The organism is Camelimonas sp. FR25 (assembly GCF_059740505.1).
This window is the reverse complement of sequence record NZ_JCAWFG010000078.1, coordinates 16,239-33,768: the sequence shown is the minus strand read 5'-3', so window position 1 is coordinate 33,768 and position 17,530 is coordinate 16,239. Positions and strand designations below refer to the sequence as shown.

12 protein-coding genes are annotated in these 17,530 nt (G+C 65.8%); 5 read left to right on the top strand and 7 right to left on the bottom strand.

All coding sequences use genetic code 11. The annotated features are described in order from the left end of the window. Positions 1–84 precede the first annotated feature (84 nt). Together AC6A67_RS09760 and hmuQ are read left to right on the top strand one after the other, a co-directional pair. Positions 85–2,202, top strand: coding sequence for a TonB-dependent hemoglobin/transferrin/lactoferrin family receptor (locus tag AC6A67_RS09760; RefSeq protein ID WP_498036364.1), 2,118 nt, complete (start codon positions 85–87; stop codon positions 2,200–2,202). Positions 2,203–2,332: 130 nt separating this feature from the next. Continuing rightward, complete coding sequence (hmuQ, locus tag AC6A67_RS09755; RefSeq protein WP_498036363.1) at positions 2,333–2,668, top strand: heme-degrading protein HmuQ; 336 nt, start codon at positions 2,333–2,335, stop codon at positions 2,666–2,668. A 411-nt stretch (positions 2,669–3,079) separates the two neighbouring features. On the opposite strand, the gene AC6A67_RS09750 is transcribed toward hmuQ, so the two are convergent. Continuing rightward, a complete protein-coding gene (locus AC6A67_RS09750) occupies positions 3,080–4,348 on the bottom strand; it encodes an MgtC/SapB family protein (protein WP_498036362.1) in 1,269 nt (422 codons plus the stop codon). A gap of 63 nt (positions 4,349–4,411) precedes the next feature. Between AC6A67_RS09750 and AC6A67_RS09745 the strand changes: the two genes are divergently transcribed. Beyond that, positions 4,412–4,570, top strand: a complete 159-nt coding sequence (locus tag AC6A67_RS09745; protein ID WP_498036361.1) for a hypothetical protein — start codon at positions 4,412–4,414, stop codon at positions 4,568–4,570. A gap of 294 nt (positions 4,571–4,864) precedes the next feature. Here AC6A67_RS09745 and AC6A67_RS09740 read toward each other — a convergent pair whose 3' ends face one another. The 4 genes from AC6A67_RS09740 to AC6A67_RS09725 all read right to left on the bottom strand — a co-directional run bounded on the left by AC6A67_RS09740 (position 4,865) and on the right by AC6A67_RS09725 (position 11,195). Beyond that, positions 4,865–8,014 (bottom strand): efflux RND transporter permease subunit, encoded by a 3,150-nt coding sequence (locus AC6A67_RS09740; RefSeq protein WP_498036360.1) that lies wholly within the window; start codon positions 8,012–8,014, stop codon positions 4,865–4,867. Next, the gene (locus AC6A67_RS09735) at positions 8,011–9,177 is read right to left on the bottom strand and encodes an efflux RND transporter periplasmic adaptor subunit (RefSeq protein ID WP_498036359.1); all 1,167 of its coding nucleotides are present in this window, start codon (positions 9,175–9,177) and stop codon (positions 8,011–8,013) included. Before AC6A67_RS09735 ends, AC6A67_RS09740 begins: the two co-directional genes overlap by 4 nt. Positions 9,178–9,653: 476 nt before the next feature. Further along, positions 9,654–10,781, bottom strand: coding sequence for an alpha/beta hydrolase (locus AC6A67_RS09730; protein ID WP_498036358.1), 1,128 nt, complete (start codon positions 10,779–10,781; stop codon positions 9,654–9,656). Between the two features lie 210 nt (positions 10,782–10,991). After that, positions 10,992–11,195 (bottom strand): cysteine rich repeat-containing protein, encoded by a 204-nt coding sequence (locus AC6A67_RS09725; protein WP_498036357.1) that lies wholly within the window; start codon positions 11,193–11,195, stop codon positions 10,992–10,994. A gap of 386 nt (positions 11,196–11,581) precedes the next feature. Between AC6A67_RS09725 and AC6A67_RS09720 the strand changes: the two genes are divergently transcribed. Further along, positions 11,582–11,860 carry a hypothetical protein gene (locus AC6A67_RS09720; protein WP_498036356.1) on the top strand — a complete coding sequence of 93 codons (279 nt, stop codon included), beginning with the start codon at positions 11,582–11,584 and terminating at the stop codon, positions 11,858–11,860. 41 nt (positions 11,861–11,901) lie between these two features. Here the strand turns inward: AC6A67_RS09720 and AC6A67_RS09715 are convergent, their stop codons facing one another. Further along, positions 11,902–13,821 carry a sensor histidine kinase gene (locus tag AC6A67_RS09715; RefSeq protein WP_498036355.1) on the bottom strand — a complete coding sequence of 640 codons (1,920 nt, stop codon included), beginning with the start codon at positions 13,819–13,821 and terminating at the stop codon, positions 11,902–11,904. Continuing rightward, complete coding sequence (locus tag AC6A67_RS09710; protein WP_498036354.1) at positions 13,818–14,507, bottom strand: response regulator; 690 nt, start codon at positions 14,505–14,507, stop codon at positions 13,818–13,820. The genes AC6A67_RS09715 and AC6A67_RS09710 overlap by 4 nt, the downstream gene beginning before the upstream one ends. A 519-nt stretch (positions 14,508–15,026) precedes the next feature. Here AC6A67_RS09710 and AC6A67_RS09705 point away from each other — a divergent pair. Further along, positions 15,027–17,309, top strand: a complete 2,283-nt coding sequence (locus AC6A67_RS09705; RefSeq protein WP_498036353.1) for a TonB-dependent receptor — start codon at positions 15,027–15,029, stop codon at positions 17,307–17,309. Positions 17,310–17,530 lie beyond the last annotated feature (221 nt).

Below are 17,530 nucleotides of genomic sequence, written 5' to 3'. Positions count from 1 at the left end.
CTTGGTCATAGGGGTGGTCGTGCGCCGCCCGGACCCTTGCATCTGTCCGCCGGCGGCCTGACACGACGATCATGAGGACCTGCCATGCGCGCGGCGACCTGCGGAGCCTTGCTCCTGACCAGCTCAATGCTGGCGATTTCGGCTGCAACCGCTGAAGACATCGCCCTGGACACCATTTCGGTCTCCGGCACGCGCGTCGAGCAGAAGGCTATTGACCAGCTCGCCGCCTCCAGCGTGGTCGACCGCACCCAGATCGAGCGGTTTAATCCCGGCCGCCTGTCGGACGTGTTGCGTGAAATCCCCGGCGTCTGGACCCAGGAAAACGCCAATGACCCGGCGCAGTCGATCAATATTCGGGGCCTTCAGGACTTTGGCCGCGTCGCAGTTCTCGTCGACGGCGCCCGCCAGAACTATGCGGTCAGCGGTCACAACGCCAATGGCCAGTTTTATCTTGATCCGGAGCTGGTCAGCACCATCGACGTCACCCGCGGGCCGGTGTCGTCGATCTATGGCTCGGGCGCCATTGGCGGCGTGGTGCTGTTCAATACCCGTGGCGTCAATGATCTGCTCAAGCCAGATGAGAAGATCGGCGTGCAGCAGAAGATTGTCGGCGGGACCAATGGCGCGGGCCTGATGTCCAGCACCTCGGCGGGCGTGCGCATCAACAATTCAGTCGATCTGTTTGGCCAGTTCATCACGCGCCACACCTATAATTACAAGGATGGCGGCGGCAAGGTCATCAACGACACTGGCAATGAGGTGACCTCCGGCCTGTTCAAGGCCAGCATCCGCCCGGCGGATGGCCACGAGATCACCGTGTCGGCGTTGCGCCAGAAGTATGAGTTCTCCAACAGCGGCTCGAGCAACCAGGGCGCGCGCTTCCAGGACACGCTGAACACCGGCAATTATACGCTCGGCTATCGCTTCGCCAGCCCGGACAACAAGCTGATCGACCTGAACGTCAAGGTCTACGCCTCCGACTCGCACATGTCGCAGCGCTACATGGCGGATTCGCCCAACCGCACCTATTCGGTGCTGGGGGCCGTGCCTGGCATGAGCCGCATCATCTACGACCAGCAGACCACTGGCTTCGACATCTTCAACACCTCGCGCTTCCAGACCGGCGCCCTGTCGCACACTCTGACCTATGGCGGCGACGGCGTCTGGGACAAGGTCGACACCTTTGACACCGCCGCTGGCTATGGCGGGGCCTTCACCCCCGGCGGCAAGCGCAGCATGTATGGCGCCTATGTCCAGGACGAGATCCGCTTCGAGAGCTGGCTGCGCGTGGTCGGCGGCGTGCGCTACGACCATTATGAGTTATCCAGCGCCACCAACAGCGCCGAAGGCAGCCGGGTGTCGCCGAAGATCACCATTGGCGTGACGCCCTTCAATGGCGTTGAGTTCTACGGCACCTATGCGGAGGCCTATCGCGCCCCCACCATCACCGAGACGCTGATCGAGGGCTATCACCCGTTCCCGGCGTTCCGAATGCTGCCCAACCCCAACCTCAAGCCTGAGGTTGCGCACAATCTCGAAGCCGGCGTGAACCTCAAGTTCAATGACGTGCTCCGGGCCGGCGACAGCTTCCGCGGCAAGATTTCGGTGTTCCGCAACGAGATCGACAATTTCATTGGCTTCGAGAACGCCGCCACCTCCACCCTGGTCGCCTTCATCCCGGGCATGCCCAACATGGTCTGCAATTTCCTGCAGCCATCGCTGCGGGCGCGGATGTGCGGCCTGATGCCAGACCAGCAGTACCAGAACATCGCCAGGGCGCGGATCACCGGCGCGGAAGTCGAGGCGGCCTACGATTGGGGCTGGGGCTTCGCCACGGTGACCGGCACGGCCACCAGCGGCAAGGATCTGCAGACCCGTTACGGCCTGTCATCAGTGCCGCCTAACCGTATCGGCGGCACGCTCGGCTTCCGCTTCCTTGAGGACCGCCTGACGGTTGGCGGCCGCGTCACCGGCGTGTTCGACAAGAGCCGGCGCGATCTGGCGCCGTCTGACGTTGGCCTCGCCACCGCCGGATACACGCTGGTGGATCTGTTCGCGTCCTACAAGTTCAACGACATGGTGCGCGCCGACGTCTCGGTGCAGAACCTGTTCGACAAGCGTTACGTGCAATATCTGAACTACACCTCCAGCGCCGGTCTGCAGGCCAAGGCCGGCCTGACGGTGAAGTTCGCCTCGCACTGAGCAAAGCCGACGGCAGGCGCGCCGCGCCTGTTTTCGCAATGGATTTCACCCTGTATGCTGAGTGGCGGTCAGGGATGTTGATGATGACGCTGTCCCAACGGACGACGCGTCCGGCGACCAGGAGAAACGTATGTATATCGGCATGAACCGCTTCAAGGTTCTGAAGGATCGCGCGGCGGATTTCGAGCAGGTCTGGCTGAACCGGGAATCCTATCTGCATGAGCTCGACGGTTTCGTTGAGTTTCACATGTTGCGTGGCGCTGAAAAGGACGATCACATCCTGTACGCGTCCTACACACTGTGGGCCTCGAAGGCGCATTTTGACGCCTGGACCCAGTCGGACCAGTTCAAGAAATCGCACCAGCGCGCCGCCCAGCCTGGCAATGGCCCGATGACCACCGGTCATCCGGAGTTCGAGGGCTTCGAGGTGTTCCAGACCAAGCCGGCCCGCCAGGCCGCCGAGTAAGCAGGATGTCCGCCCGGTTCACTCCAGGATGTGAAGATGCTGACGCATCCGCATCCTGGATTGCCCAGACGCCGCACGGGTTTGACCATAGTGCGATAAGTCGTGCTCACCGCACTTAGGCATCAGGCGATGGGGCAGACTGACAGGTCGGTCTTGCTGCGCGCCAGCCTTGGGCCAGATCGCGATGTGCCACGCACATAGGGTTGGTCGGGCCAAGGCGGCGCCTGAGCATTACAGGCTGCACACGCGTCAGCATCCTGCGGCCATGATCCGCGCGTCTGCCTGAACAGCGCCCCCGTCTCGCGGGAGGCGCTGTTTGCATGTTGGCCATTCTGTGCCGCCGTGCCTCATCCCTGCGGCGCCACACGTTCCGCCATCAGACTGCGCTGGCCGGGCCGGAGCCAATGCTGGTCAACCAGACGGCGTCGCCAGCCAGACCATGGCGCCGGCGGCGGTCGCCGCGCCGGAAGCGAGCCCAAGCGGCGCCCAGAACCGCACTGGCCCGGCGGCGATGGCCAGCGCCAGCCGCCCGACGCCATTGGCGGCGAGCGCCGCCAACACGGCGAGGCCGATCTGGCCAGGCGCGATACCCTGGCCCATCAGGCGTAGCGCGCTGAGCACCCCGACATCGACATCAAACATGCCCGACAGCGCCGAGGTAGCTGTGAGACTGCCGCCGCCAAAGCGTCCGACCACAGCAGCGCTGATGGTGGAAATCACCGCGAAGGCCAGAGCGAAGCCGAGCAGCGCCAGCAGATCGAACGGATTGCGCTGCGGCGCCTCAAGGTCGCCGCCCTGGCCGCGCCACAGCATGGCGCCGCCACACAGGGCAAAGGTCAGCGCCGCCGCCAGCGCCCCCGGCGCCATGGCCGTCAGCACTGCGGGCTGTAACGCCAGCACCACCGCGGTCACCCGCAGCAGCGAGGTCATCGCGGCGAGACAGGCGGCCCCGGCCAGCGGCATGGCCGGTTCTCCGCCAGCCGCCTTGCGCGCCAGCGCCACCGTCACTGCCGTTGACGAAATCAGCGCGCCGGCGACGCCGCTCACCACCAGCCCCCGCGACGGACCGAGCAGCCGCACGGCGATGTAGCCCATGAAGGAGATGGCCGCCATCAGCACCGTGAACAGCCAGACTTCCCAAGGGTTAAAGCCGCCCCAGGGGTCAATTGCCCGATTGGGCAGCAAGGGCAGGATAACGGCGGTCATCACCGCCAGTGTCAGCGCCGAACGCACCTCAACCCAGCTCAGCCGCCGCACCGCCCCATGCAGGGCCTCGCGGCTGGCCAGCAGCAGAGCCAAAAGGGCGCCGCCGGCTGCGGCGGCCTGAACCTCTCCCACGGCGGCCAACGCGCCGAGCGTGTAGACCAGCAAGGCGGCGACGACGCTGGTGACGCTGAAACTGCCCTCGGCCGCGCCCTCGCGCTGCCGGAACCAGGCGAACACGGCGCCGAAACCTAAAAGGCCCAGCGCCAGCACCGAAGGCGCCGCCAGTTTCGCCGCCACCGCCGCCGTCACGCCGCCCAACAGCCCAATGGCGCCAAAGGTGCGAATGCCAGCCGTGCGCCCTCCATCGGGCTCGGCGCGCTCACGCCAGCCGCGCTCAAGCCCGACCAGCAGGCCGATGGCCAGCGCCAGTCCCAGCCTGAGCGTCAGATTGTCTGCGTTGATCAAACCCGTCATGCGCCCCCCAGCGTCCACGGCCAACATAGCTCGCGCGCCCGCCCACTACGTAGCGTTATCTGCGTGCGCCGACGCACCGGTCACACCTCGCCGCAGGCCTACAACAGCCGTGGTCGCAACAGCGCCACGGAGGATGTTATGGGTATGGGCACCGTCGCCGCCGCCACGCTGATCTGCGTGTCCGTGCTGGGCGTCGTCACATTGCTGACGTCCGCCGAATGATGGCTGCATTCTGCGGCGCGCTTGGCCGGGCCGAGGTTGGCGCCGGGTTGCGCTGAAGGGGCACTTCAAAAGCGCCCCTTATACCAGAACCCGATGAGCATGACTCATCGGGTTCTGGCTAAGCCTGTGCGGCGCCTGAGCATTTCAGGAAGCGGATGCGTCAGCATCTTCGCATCCTGGTATTACAGATCATAAAAGGGCCCGCCGGTCTCGCCGGCGGGCCCTCTGGTTTTGCTGGCTGCGGCCCTCGTCACCAGGCCGCGAAGACGCCGCCGCCTCCGCGACCTTTAAGCCTCAGACGCTGGCGGGCGTCGCCTTCGCCGCACTGCGCGCCTTGCGACGGTTCTCGATGTTCTGCAGCACGATGAACAGCGACGGCACCACGGTAATGGCCAGCAGCGTCGAGCCGATCATGCCGGTCAGCGTGGCGAAGCCAATGGAGCGCTGGGCGTTGGCGCCGGCGCTGTCGGCCATCACCAGCGGCACAAGGCCAAGGCCAAAGGCCAGCGAGGTCATGATGATCGGCCGCAAGCGCAACCGCGCCGCCTCAACCGCCGCCTCAACCACGGGCATGCCGTCCTTCAGATGCAGATCCCGCGCGAAGCCAACGATCAGGATGGCGTTCTTGGCGGACAGAGCTATGAGCAGGATGAGGCCAATCTGCGTGTACAGATTACTGGCGACACCGATCAGCAGCAGCCCCGACGCCGTGCCGAGCAGCGCCAGCGGCACTGACAGCATGATGGCCAATGGCGCAAACCAGCTCTCATACTGGCCAGCCAGCACCAGATACACCAGCAGCAGGCTGATGGCGTAGACGATGAAGATCTGGTTGCCCACCGCCGCCTCCTGGTAGGACAGGGCGCTCCAGTCGAAGCCCGTGCCCGGCGGCAGAATGCCATCGGCGATCGTCGTCAGCTCGGCCATGGCCTGGCCGGAGCTGAAGCCCATCACCGGCGAGCCCACCACCGTCGCCGCCGGATACATGTTGTACAGGCTGACCAGCGACGGGCCGACGCTGTTGGTCACATCGGCGATGGCGCCGAGCGGCACCATCTTGCCCTCGGTGCTGCGCACCTTGAGCCCGCCGATCACGTCGGCGTCCATGCGCTGGCTGGCGTCGCCCTGGGTATAGACCTGGAACACCCGGCCAAACTTGATGAACTGGCCGACATAGCTGGAGCCAATGTAGGCGCCCAGCGTGTCGGCGGCGGCGCTGAACGGCACGCCCAGCGTCTCCGTGCGGGTGCGGTCGATATTGGCTTTCACCTGCGGCGCCTGGGCGCTGAAGGTGTTGACCGCCGACGCGAAGTCGCCGCTCGCCATGGCGCGCGAGGCGATGCCGTCCGCAAGTCGCTGCAGCTTCTGGTAATCGAAGGTGCCGTCGCGCAGCTCGACCTTCATGGTGAAGCCGGAGGCGTTGCCGATGCCCTGGATGGGCGGCGGCGGCAACACCGTGGCGGCGCCATCCTGCAGGTTTTTGGCGGTGGCGGACAGGCTCTTGTACATGCCAAGTAGGCCCTGATCCTTGCCGCGCTCGCTCCAGTCCTTGAGCATGATGTACAGCACGCCAGAATTGGCGAGGCTGGCGCTGTCATTCATGGCGGAGATGCCGGAGATGGCGATCACCTGCTCGACGCCCGGCGTCTTCTGGAAGCGCTCGGACAGCACCGCCAGCGTCTGGCGGGTGCGGTCGAGCGTTGCGCCATCAGGCAATTGCACCGAGGCGATAAAATAGCCCTGGTCCTCCACCGGCAGGAACGAGGTCGGTACCCGGCTCAGGGCGTAGCCAGAGAGGCCGACCAGCACGAGGGTGACGGCGAACACCACGCGATAGTGCTTCACCAGCCGCGCCATCATTCGCACATAGGCGTTCTCACAGGCCTGATAGCCGCGCTCGAACACCCGGAACACGATATTGCGCTCGTGCACATGCTTGGGCGGCCGCAGCCACAGGGCGCTCTGCGCTGGCTTCAGCGTCATGGCGTTGATGGCGCTGATCAGCGCGGTCGCGGCGATCACCAGTGCGAACTGCTGGTACATCTGGCCCGACAGACCTGGCAGGAACGCCGCCGGCAGGAACACGGCCATCAGCACCAAAGTGATGCCGAGAATAGGCCCGGTCAGCTCCTTCATGGCGAGGATGGTGGCGTCGTGCGGCGACAGCCCACGCTCCATGTGCTTGGACACGCCTTCCACCACCACGATGGCGTCGTCGACGACAATGCCAATGGCCAGCACGATGGCCAGCAGCGTCGACATGTTGACGGTGAAGCCCATGGCCGCCATGGCGGCGAAGGCGCCGATGATCGTCACCGGCACGGTGGTGGCGGGCACCAGCGTGGCGCGCCAGTCCTGCAGGAAGATCAGGATGACCAGCAGCACCAGCACGGCCGCTTCCACCAGCGTGTGGTACACGTCGGTCATCGAGGCCTGAACGAACAGCGTCGTGTTGAACGGCGCCGACCAGCTCATGCCAGGCGGAAATTCCTTGGCCAGCTCCGTCATGCGGGCGTTGACCGTCTCGGCCACCTGCAGGGCGTTGGCGTCGGGCAACTGGAAGATGGCGACGCCCGCCGAGGCCTGGCCATTGAGCCGGAAGTCCTGGCTGTAGGTCTGGGCCCCCAGCTCCACCCGCGCCACGTCGCGCAGACGGGTGACGCGGCCGCCGTCGTCATTGGCGGATTTGATGATGATGTTCTCGAACTGGCTCACGTCCTCCAGCCTGCCCTCGACGGTCAGCGTGTACTGGAAGGCGTTCTTGCCTGCGACCGGCGGCGCGCCAAGCTGGCCAGTGGCCACGGCGCGGTTCTGGGCGTTGATCGAGGCGGCGATATCCGAGGGCGTCAGCCCACGCGCCTGCATCTTTTGTGGATCGAGCCAGACGCGCATGGCGTATTGCCCGGCGCCGAACACGCTGACCGAGCCGACGCCTGGCAGACGCGACAGCTCATCCACCAGATTGATGGTGGCGTAATTCGACAGGAACAGGCTGTCGTGCCGCTTCTCCGTCGACGTCAGCGCAATGATCTCAAGGATCGACGTCGAGCGCTTCACCGTCTGCACGCCCTGGCTCTGCACCGCGCTGGGCAATTGGGCGAGGGCGGTGGCCACGCGGTTCTGGACGAGGATCTGGCTCTTGTCCGGATCCGAGCCGATGGCGAAGCTGACGGTCAGCGTATAATTGCCGTCGCTGGTGCTCATCGAGGACATGTAGATCATGCCCTCGACGCCATTGACCTTTTGCTCAATGGGTAGCGCGACCTCGCGCGCCACCACCTCGGCGCTGGCGCCGGGATAGCGCGCAGTCACCTGAACCGTCGGCGGCACCACATTGGGATATTGCGCCACCGGCAGGTTGAACACCGCCACCAGACCGAGCAGCACGGTCAGGATGGCGATGACATTGGCCAGGATCGGCCGTTCAATGAAGAATTTGGTCATTTGCCGGCCGCTTTCGCATCAGCGGCGGCCTGGGGCGCGACCTTGACGCCGGGGATGGCGCCCTGGGCCTGGCCAACGATCACCTGTTCGTCGCCCTTCAGGCCATCGACAATGACGCGCATGCCGTCGTCGGCCAGCTGGCCCGGGACCACCTGGCGCTCTTCGACCACATTGTCCTTGCCGACCAGCAGCACATAGCGCCCGCCCTGGCTTGTGCCCAGCGCGCTGTCAGGAACCAGCAGCGACTTGCCCGGGTTGGGCAGCGGTATCCGCAAACGCACGAAATTTCCTGGCAGGATGACATTGCCCTGATTGGGCGCCAGCGCCCGCACCATCAGCGTGCCCGTCGTGCCATCAATGGCTGGCGACACGTAATCGATCTTGCCCGGCCACGGATAACCCTTTTCGGCCATCAGACCGATCTCGACCGGCAGCCCGCCGGCAGCGCCTGGCGCGATGTTGCGCGCCCGCTGCGCCTCGCGAATCCGCTGCACGAGGTGCTCGTCCAGCGAGAATTCGACATAGATCGGCACGGATTCGACGATGGTGGCGAGGGTGGTGGGGCCGCCGACGCCGACCAGCGCGCCGATGTCCGCCTGGTGGTTGGTGACGATGCCGTCGAACGGCGCCTTCACCTCGGTATAGGACAGATTGAGCTCGGCCTGGCGCACCTGGGCGGCGGCCTGGTCCACCGCGGCCTTGGCGGCGTCGCGCTTGGTCATGGCGTCGTCGCGGGCGGCGGCGGAGGCGGCCTGCTTCGCGTAGAGCTGGTTCTGGCGGTCGAGCTCAGTTTCGGCGTTCTTCAGCTGCGCCTGTTGCTGGGCCAGGGCCGCCTGGGCCAGATCAAGGCTGATCTTGTACTGGGCCTGCTCGATGACGAACAGCACGTCGCCCTTTTTCGCCAGCGCGCCGTCCTTGTATTTGATGGCGTCGAGATAGCCCTGGACGCGCGCCACCAGATTGACCTGCTGCAGGGCGACGGCCTGGCCGGTGGCGGTAATATATTGGGTGACGACCCGGTCCACGGGCGCTGCGGTGAGCACGGTCGGCGGCGGCGGCGCGGCGGCTGTCTTGCTGTCCTTGCAGGCGGCCAGCAGGCCGGCCGCGAGCAGAACAGCGACGGGGGCCCGTACGGCCGAACGGATCACAGACTTCGTACTCAACACACGCCTCCCCAGGGGCTTTGGTTCCACGCCCGCAGTGTTCCGGGGCGACGCTGACGCCGTGATGACGTCGATGGTCCGTGGCGGACCTGATTGTTATGCCCGATACAGCGCCGGCGACCCCGCGTTTGCACAAGAGTGTTCTTGCGCCCCATCAGAACAGGTCGTCGCGCCAGCCTTTGCGCGCCCCGACGCCAGCCGCCAGGGCCGTCGCCCCGCGTCGACCGTGGCCGCGCTTACGCAGTTATTCTGGATTTTTCTTGCGACGCAAGTATCTCGCAGCACAGGCATTACGCAGATCGTTCCCGACTGAACCCAAAGCGGCGCATCCATCTGGCGTTCGCATCCGCCCTCAACTGCAACGCCGTCGGCACGCCGTCGCCATCGCGCCGAAACACAGACGCGCTTTCGCAACCGGCGGGCGAGAGGCGAGCAGCGTGAGCCGTTCGATGATCAACGGCGGTTGATCGCCCCGCCTAATGCTGGCCAGGCAATAGCGCCTGACCGATGGTGGTGACCGACTGGCCGAGGCTGTGCAGTCCGCCCGCTAACAGCTCGCCCGATTTGCGGTGCTCCGGGGGGCTGGCCAGGGCCGCGCCAATGCCGGCGATGGTGGCGCCGTCGCCGAACGCCTTGCCGTGGTTGCGCCCCATGCCGCCGGCGACATTGCTCAGGTCATGGGCGTCCATGCCTAGGGCGGTGAATTGCGCGATATCCGTATTCTCACCGGCGCGTATCTTGTCGCCAGCCAGCCGACGCGACACCCGCAAAGCATAATCGTCCCGCGAGACATAGACTGTCATATTGCTGGCCAGCGGCCCGAGCCGCGCCGTCTGCTTGCGGAACACGTCCATATCCACGTCAGGCGCCGCCAGCACGATTTTCTGCAACTTGCCGAGCGCTCTGGCGTCGCCAGACATGGCGAGCTGGCGCAGCGCCTCCATGGTCAGCCAGTTGCCCATCGAATGGGCGAAAATGTCCACGCCGCTGATGCGCGGATCGCGGCTGAGCTGGCGCAGCAGCGCCTCGAGCGCGTCGCGACTGAAATCGGCGGAGGCCCGGTCATAGCCGTAGTCAGTGACGCCGCCGCGCGACGGCCAGCTGAACAGCACCGGCACGCCCCTGAAGCCCGTGTCCTTGGCGATCTGGGCCAGCCGCATCGCCGCAGCGTCGAAGCTGGTGTTGTAGCCATGCACGAACACAAGGGCCTTGCGCGGCGCCGGCGCGCCTGCGGCCATCTGGTTGAGCGAGCGCGCGAAACCTGGGGCGTCGAGCACCGCAGCATCCACCAGGGTGATATGCTTTTGCGGATCGGGATGATCCGCGTCGACTGGCAATTCGCCTGGCGCGCGATGTGGCGGAAAGGCGAAGTTGAGGCGGGCGAAACTGACGCCGGCGCCGCGCTCACCGGAAAACACATAGCCAGGCGGCGTCTGGGCGGCGGGCGCCCGTGTGGTCACCGCCAGAATGGCGCGCTGCTCCGCCGCCGCCCCAGCGCCCGCGACAGGCGTCAGCAGGCCCCGGCTGGGGCCGGCGCAGCCGGCCAAAGCGGCTGCGGCGCAGGTGATGAGCGCAACGAGCAGGCTGCGGTGAAACAGACGCATCGACAAGGGGCCAGATGGCGCGAGCGGAAGGCGCGCGCAGGAACAGAAACGGCGGCGGCTGCCAGAGTGATCATCTCCAGCCGTGAAGCGAGCGCGCCGCCGGCTTTCAGACATCACGCCTGCCAGAAGCGGCTGCCGCTCACCAGCGGGGCTGCCGCCAGCCAACGGGCAGCCGGCTCAGAAGGCCGGGCGCCGGCAGCACGGAGCGGATCAGAGCGCTGCGATGGCCTGTTTGCAGCCGTCGCTGATCTTGTCCTTGTTGGCCTTCAGGCACGACAGCACCTTGTTCTTGTCGCCAATGGACGAGGAGCACACCTTCTGGGCGTCGGCCTTGCAGGCCGAGCGGGCGTCGGCGAGGGCGGCGCCGCTGCTGGCGGCGGCGATGGCGAAAGCGAGAATGAGGACTTTACGCATCGGTGATCTCCGGGAGGTCATCGCCTGACCCTGGCTTCGATCTGGAGGTGGTCGCGGCGCAGGGGCGACCATCGCCCCATCCACGACGTCTGGCACCATGACCGGAGGGTGCGGCCAAGCCTATGCCATATTTATGGCGCGGCGCACCACCGATGTCATGGTCCATATTGGTCTGAACCGGAGCGAATGGCGCCCGGGCGACTGCATGGCCTCGGTCTGGCCAGATACAGGATCATGCGTCTGCTGACCCGTCAGACAGCGCCTGCAATGGCCACCGACTGGCGGCTGCGCAGCGCCGTAGCGGATCACGCGCCATTCGACCTGTTGTGCGCGCATCGGCCCAGGATCTCTGACATTTCCGGGATAAATGCGCTGGAGGGGGAAACATGAAGATCAACGTGCATCGCGCCGGGCTGCTGCTGGCGACGCTCATGGCGGCTGGCGCCGCCGCTACGCCGGCTTCAGCCGTGGTGTATTGCAAGACTGTCGGCGTGCCCAAGGGGTGCGTGGCGCGGCCTGGCGCCGTCGTCGTTGCGCCCGCCCCGGTGGTGGTGGCGCCGCCAGCGCGCGTGGTTGCGCCGCGCCCGGTCGGGCCAGCCTATCGCGCGCCTGTCGGCACGCCGACCAATCGCGGCGGTCCGGTGGATCGCGTCGGCAGGTTCTGACGCGCCAATTCTGAGGCTGCGCGGCCAGCAGGAGCTGGCCGTCAGGCCTCGCTCTCCGGGAAGACCTCCGGCAGGTCGATGGTGATCCTGACGCCGTGGACGTCGCCGTCGACCTGCAGGCTGGCGCCGCAGCGCTCGGCGCGCCGACGCATATTGGTCATGCCGCGACCATTGCCACCAGCGGCGGCCTGGGCCGGGTCGCTCGCCGCCGCAAAGCCATGGCCGTCGTCCTGAATGATAATGCGGCCATGGGGCCGCGCCTCCGCGCCAGCGCCCTCGGGGCGAACAGCGCCGAAGCTCACGGTGATGCAGCGGGCGCCGGCGTGCTTGACCGTATTGGTCACCGCCTCATCCATCAGCCGCAGCAGCTGAATGACGTGCCACGGGCGCAACTCCTCATGCAGCGGCAGGCCTTCGGGCGACAATGGCCGCCATTCCAGTCGGACATTGTGCGGGCTGAGCCGCGCCGCCGTGCGCTCGCGCCACGCGCCGAGCGCCAGCATCAGATCGCCGTCGATATCGTCCATGGCGTCGATGACGAGGCGCAGATCGCGCAAGGCGTTGCGCGCCGCTTCGCCAATCTGCGCGCCATTGACGTCGCTGCGTTCGGCCAGCGCGACGATGCTGACCAATTGTCCGCCCAGACCGTCGTGCAGGTCGCGGGTCAGGCGGGTGCGTTCGCTGGCCAGCGCGGCGGCGCGCTTGCGCTGCTCTTCGCGGGCGAAACTGGCGCGCAATTTGTCTTCGGCCTCGCGCACCTGCTCAACCAGCCGGCCGGCGAAGCTGTCGACCTCGTTCAATGCGCTGGCGAAGCGCCATGTCAGGCAGCCGCCGATCACCGCCAGCACCACCGCATAGGCGCTGCGCGACACGAAAATCCGTTCTCCCGCAAGAACATTGGCCACTGTCAGCACGTCCCACAGGAAGCTGGCGCACAAGATGGTTGCAGCGCAGGCGAGCAGGATGTTGAGCAGGGTGCGTCGCTGGCAGGCGGCGCGATTGGTCAGCCACCACATGGTCGCAAGACTGAGGCCGATGGCGGGGAATCCGATGCCCAGAAACGCCAGCCGCACCGCCTCCGGACCGCCGAACACCCCGGCCAGCACGATCGACAGACCGGGGGCCAGCGCCAGCGCCATCGTCAGCGGCGTCAGACGCACGCCGATAAACAGCATGATGAAGATCAGCAGCAGCCCGCTCTCCAGCGGGGCCGTGCCAATCATCGCCGCCCTGAGACCTGGCAGCCAGCTGCCAGCATCCGGCGGGGTCAGGAACGGATGCACCGCGCCAAAGGCCAGCGCCAGCGCCAGCACGCCGTAAGCCGCGTCCTGACGACGCTTGAGCCACATGATGCCCAGCACGATCGCCAGCACCATCTGCCAGGATGAGAACACCAGCGGCAGCGTGTCGAACAGGGCGAGCCGGGTGTTATAGGCCGGCCGCAGATCCGTATCTGGGCCAACGAAGATGGCGTCCAGATAACCGCTGACCGGCCCCCACACCTCAAGTTTGATCGCCAGCTCATTGACGCCAGGACGCAGCAATTTGCCCGGGATCACCGCAAGGTCAGGCGAATTGCGTCCGATGCGGTTGTTGTGGGAGATGCGCCGCGTGTCGAGGATCAGCGCGCCATTGACCGACACCTCCGCCGCATTGGTGAAGCGCGGAAGAAACAGCGACCAGTCGTCATGAGGCAATTCATCGAGCTGGAACGTCGCGGCAAGGCCAATGACCTGCGGCGGCGCGAACTCCGGAAAGCTGGCGGGCAGATTGACCGTTTGCTGGCCGCCATCTGGCAGGGGCAGCACGGCCTGTCGCACCATGTAGCGCCCATCAGGCTGCGGCAGCGGCGTCGCCACCACAAGGAGGCAGACCAGCAGCAGCGCGCCCTGCAGCAGCGCCAGCATGGCTGCGGCGCTGGCGGCAGTGGCGGAGGCGCGGCCTGCCGTGGCCAGGCTCAAAGCTTGATCAGCCCCTGTTGCACCGCTTCAAACACCGCTTCCCCCCGCGTGTTGACCTCGAGCTTCCGGTAGATGCTCTTGATATGGCCTGGCACCGTCTGTCGCGACAGGCCGAGGTGCGCGGCGATATCGGCATAGCTGAAGCCTTTGGCGATGCCCCACAGGATGTCAATCTCACGTGGCGTCAGCCGGGCGGTGTTCAACTGGGCGGGCGCGGCGACGTCTGGCTGGCGCTGGGCGCGGCGCACAATAAAGCGGGCGATGGACGCAGAGATTGGCGAATGCCCTTCCACCAGATCGCGCACGGTGGCGGCGATGTCATCTGGGAAAGCATCCTTGAGCAGATAGCCGGTGGCGCCGACGCTGATGGCGGCGATGACGCTGACCTCATCGCCGAGAATGGAGATCACCATGATCTCGGTGTCGGGATGAGCGGCGCGGGTCTCGCGGATCAGATCGACGCCATGGCCGTCAGGCAATTGTAAATCGGTCAGCAAGACCCGCGGAACGGCCTGGCCGAGGGCGGCGTGCGCCTCGGCGAGCGTCGCCGCCGCCCGGACATGGAAGCCCGGGTCGCGGGCCAGCGCGTCGCGCAGCCGCTCGCGCGTCGGCGCATCGTCCTCAACCAGCAGAACCGAAATAACGTCGTCGCGCCCTGCCGCGTCGTCGTGCGCTGTCGTCGCCATGTCTCACCCACTCTCCAGCGCGGCACGATAGCGGAAACGGGCCCAGCTGGCACAGCCATGAACATGGGGGCATTCCCTTACGCAATGGGAGACGCGCCCTGGTCTGTCCGCATAGCGGGCGCCCAGATCTGGCGATGGCGCGCCCGTCAGGCGACGCAGCAACGTCGGCACACAGCGGATGGGTGCGCGGCGCCTTTACGTCTTATTCTGGTCATTGTTGCGAAATCGTCACATGTAACCGCGTCGAACATCAATGCGTCAGCATTCCCATGCGTAATGGTTGGATCAACCGCCTGATGGCGCGCCCTATTTTGATCAAACTGGAACAGTTATGGACTGGCGCAGGGCGTCGCGCGGCGCCGTCAGCGACGTAGCGTCAGGACCATCAACCATTGCAAAAGCCCTACCTTTGAACGGTTCTCAAACATAGCATTTGCCTCCCTTTGCCAGGCTTCCTAAGCAGCGGCCAATGCGCGAGCGGATTCGCTCGCACCTGTCGTTTTGCCCAGGAGTAGCTGTATGTCCGCGGAGCGCGCCTCCACTTCCCTTCGCCCTTTGATGTCTGGCCTGGCGCTGACCACTGGCGTGATGGCTGGCCTGACCGGCGTCGCCCAGGCGCAGACCGCCGCCGCTAACGCTCCGGCCCCGGCGGCTGGCGGCGCTGACGTTGCGCTCGACACCATCACCGTGCAGGGCGCAGGCGCCGCTACCGGCAACGCCAACAACGCCAGCCTTGGCATTTCGCGGCTGCCCGACACCGTGCGTGAGACGCCGAAGACCATCAATGTGGTCTCGCAGGAGCTGATCCAGCAGCAGCAGGCCTCGACCCTGGCGCAGGCGCTGAAGAACGTCCCTGGCATCACCCTGTCGACGGGTGAGGGCAATGGCGGCCAGACCGGCGACCAGTTCCGTATCCGCGGCATCTCGGCCAAGGGCGACATGTACATCGACGGTCTGCGCGATTTCGGCGCTTACGTCCGTGACAGCTTCGACACCGAAAGCGTCGAAGTGATCAAGGGCCCGTCGGGCGAGGGCTTTGGCGTCGGCAATCAGGGCGGCCTGATCAACCAGACGTCCAAGCGCGCCAAGCTCAGCAACTTCTTCACGGTCGAGCAGGGTCTCGGCACGGGCCTGCTGTCACGCACCCAGGTCGACGGCAACTACAAGATCAATGACACCACGGCGGTGCGCGTTAACGGCGTCTACCACCACCAGGATGTCGCCGACCGCGATCACGTCAAGAACCGCCGCACCGGCTTCGCGCTTGATTTCGCCACCGGCATCGGCACGGGCACCGAATGGCGCCTCAACTACCGCTTCCAGCACAACAATGACGTGCCCGAGCAGGGCGTGCCGATGCTGGAAGGCAAGGACGGCATTTTCCGCCCGATCACCGAATATGGCATCCCGGGCATCCGCCGCAGCACGTCTTATGTGCGCAGCACCGACCGCGACGACAGCAATGTTCACGCCGTCACCTCGAACTTCAAGCACAAGGTCAACGACTGGCTGACCATCTCCAACGACACCCGCTACACCTGGTTCAACCGCGACTGGTCCTCGACCAATCCGGCCGCCTGCGCGGGTCGTTGCGCTGACGCCATCTTCGCTGGTCGCAACTACGCCATGAGCTACGGCGCTGGCGGCGGCATGACCTACAAGCAGCAGGGCTGGGCCATCCAGGACGTGCTGTCGGCGAAGGCTGACTTCAACATCCTCGGCATGCGCAACCGCCTGATCGTTGGCGTCGACGCCAATTACCAGGACGACGAGCGCAAGCTTGGCACGTGGACCAACCGCTTCAGCAACCAGACCGTGATCAACCCGCAATATGCCTATCCGACGGCGTATGCGACCTATGGCGCCACCCGCCGCCTGGCCAATTCGACCAATGTCGGCGTGTTCGCCAACAACCGGCTGTGGCTGAACGACCAGTTCTCGGTGCTGGCCGCCGTGCGTTGGGACTACTTCCGCTCGAAGTTCAACAACGTGCCTTACACCATGGGTGGTTCGGCTGAGTCCTACAAGACCAGCCCCTCGGTCGCCGCTATCTGGGAACCCTTCAAGAACACCACCATCTACGCCTCGTTCTCGCGGGCCTATCGTCCGGTTGGCGCTGACATCGCCGTCGCCGTCGGCGGCGTCGCCAGCGAGGTGCCGCAGGCGGGCGCCAATCTTGAGCCAGAGCGTTCGGACGTGTTCGAGATCGGCGCCAAGGTCGATCTGCTTGAAGGCAAGCTGGGCCTGAGCGGCGCAGTGTTCAACGTCGACAAGAAGAACTCCTACACCATCGATCCGCTCTCCGGTGAGATCGTCTCGGGCTTCAGCGAAGCCGGCCAGGGCCGTCGCGTCCAGGGCTTCGAGCTGGGCGCTTCCGGCAAGATCACCGAGAACTGGTCGCTGAATGCGGCTTACGCTTACCTCGACGGCAAGATCACCCGCACCACCGACGGTACGGTTGGCAATGTCGCTCCTGGCACGCCGCGTAACAACTTCACGCTGTGGACCAGCTACGACCTGACCCAGGACGTGACGAAGATTCCGGGCGTCATCACCATCGGCGGCGGCCTGCAGTATGCCTCGGCCTATTGGGCTGACAACGCCAACACCGCCCGCATGCCGGAGACCTTCTCGCTCGACGCGATGATCGCCTGGAAGTACGAGAACATCCGCGTGTCGGTGAACGCCTATAATCTGACCGACGAGTTGAACTATGTGTCGGCCTTTAACGCCGCGCGCGCCGTGCCGGCCTCCGGTCGCACCGTGCTGCTGAACGTCTCGGCCACGTTCAACTCGTTCTGACGCCATGCGCGTTGGCCAGGCCCGTCGCCTGGCCAGCGCGAGGTATCGTAAGGTCAGCGCGCGGCCCTGGCTGCGAAGGCCCTGACTGTCACGCCCGGGCCCCTGGTCCGGGCGTTTTCGTTCATACCGGCGCCCCGATGGGCATGACCCACCGGGCGCCGGCCAAGCCCGTGCGGCGCCTGAGCACGTCAGGATGCGGATGCGTCAGCATCTTCGCTTCC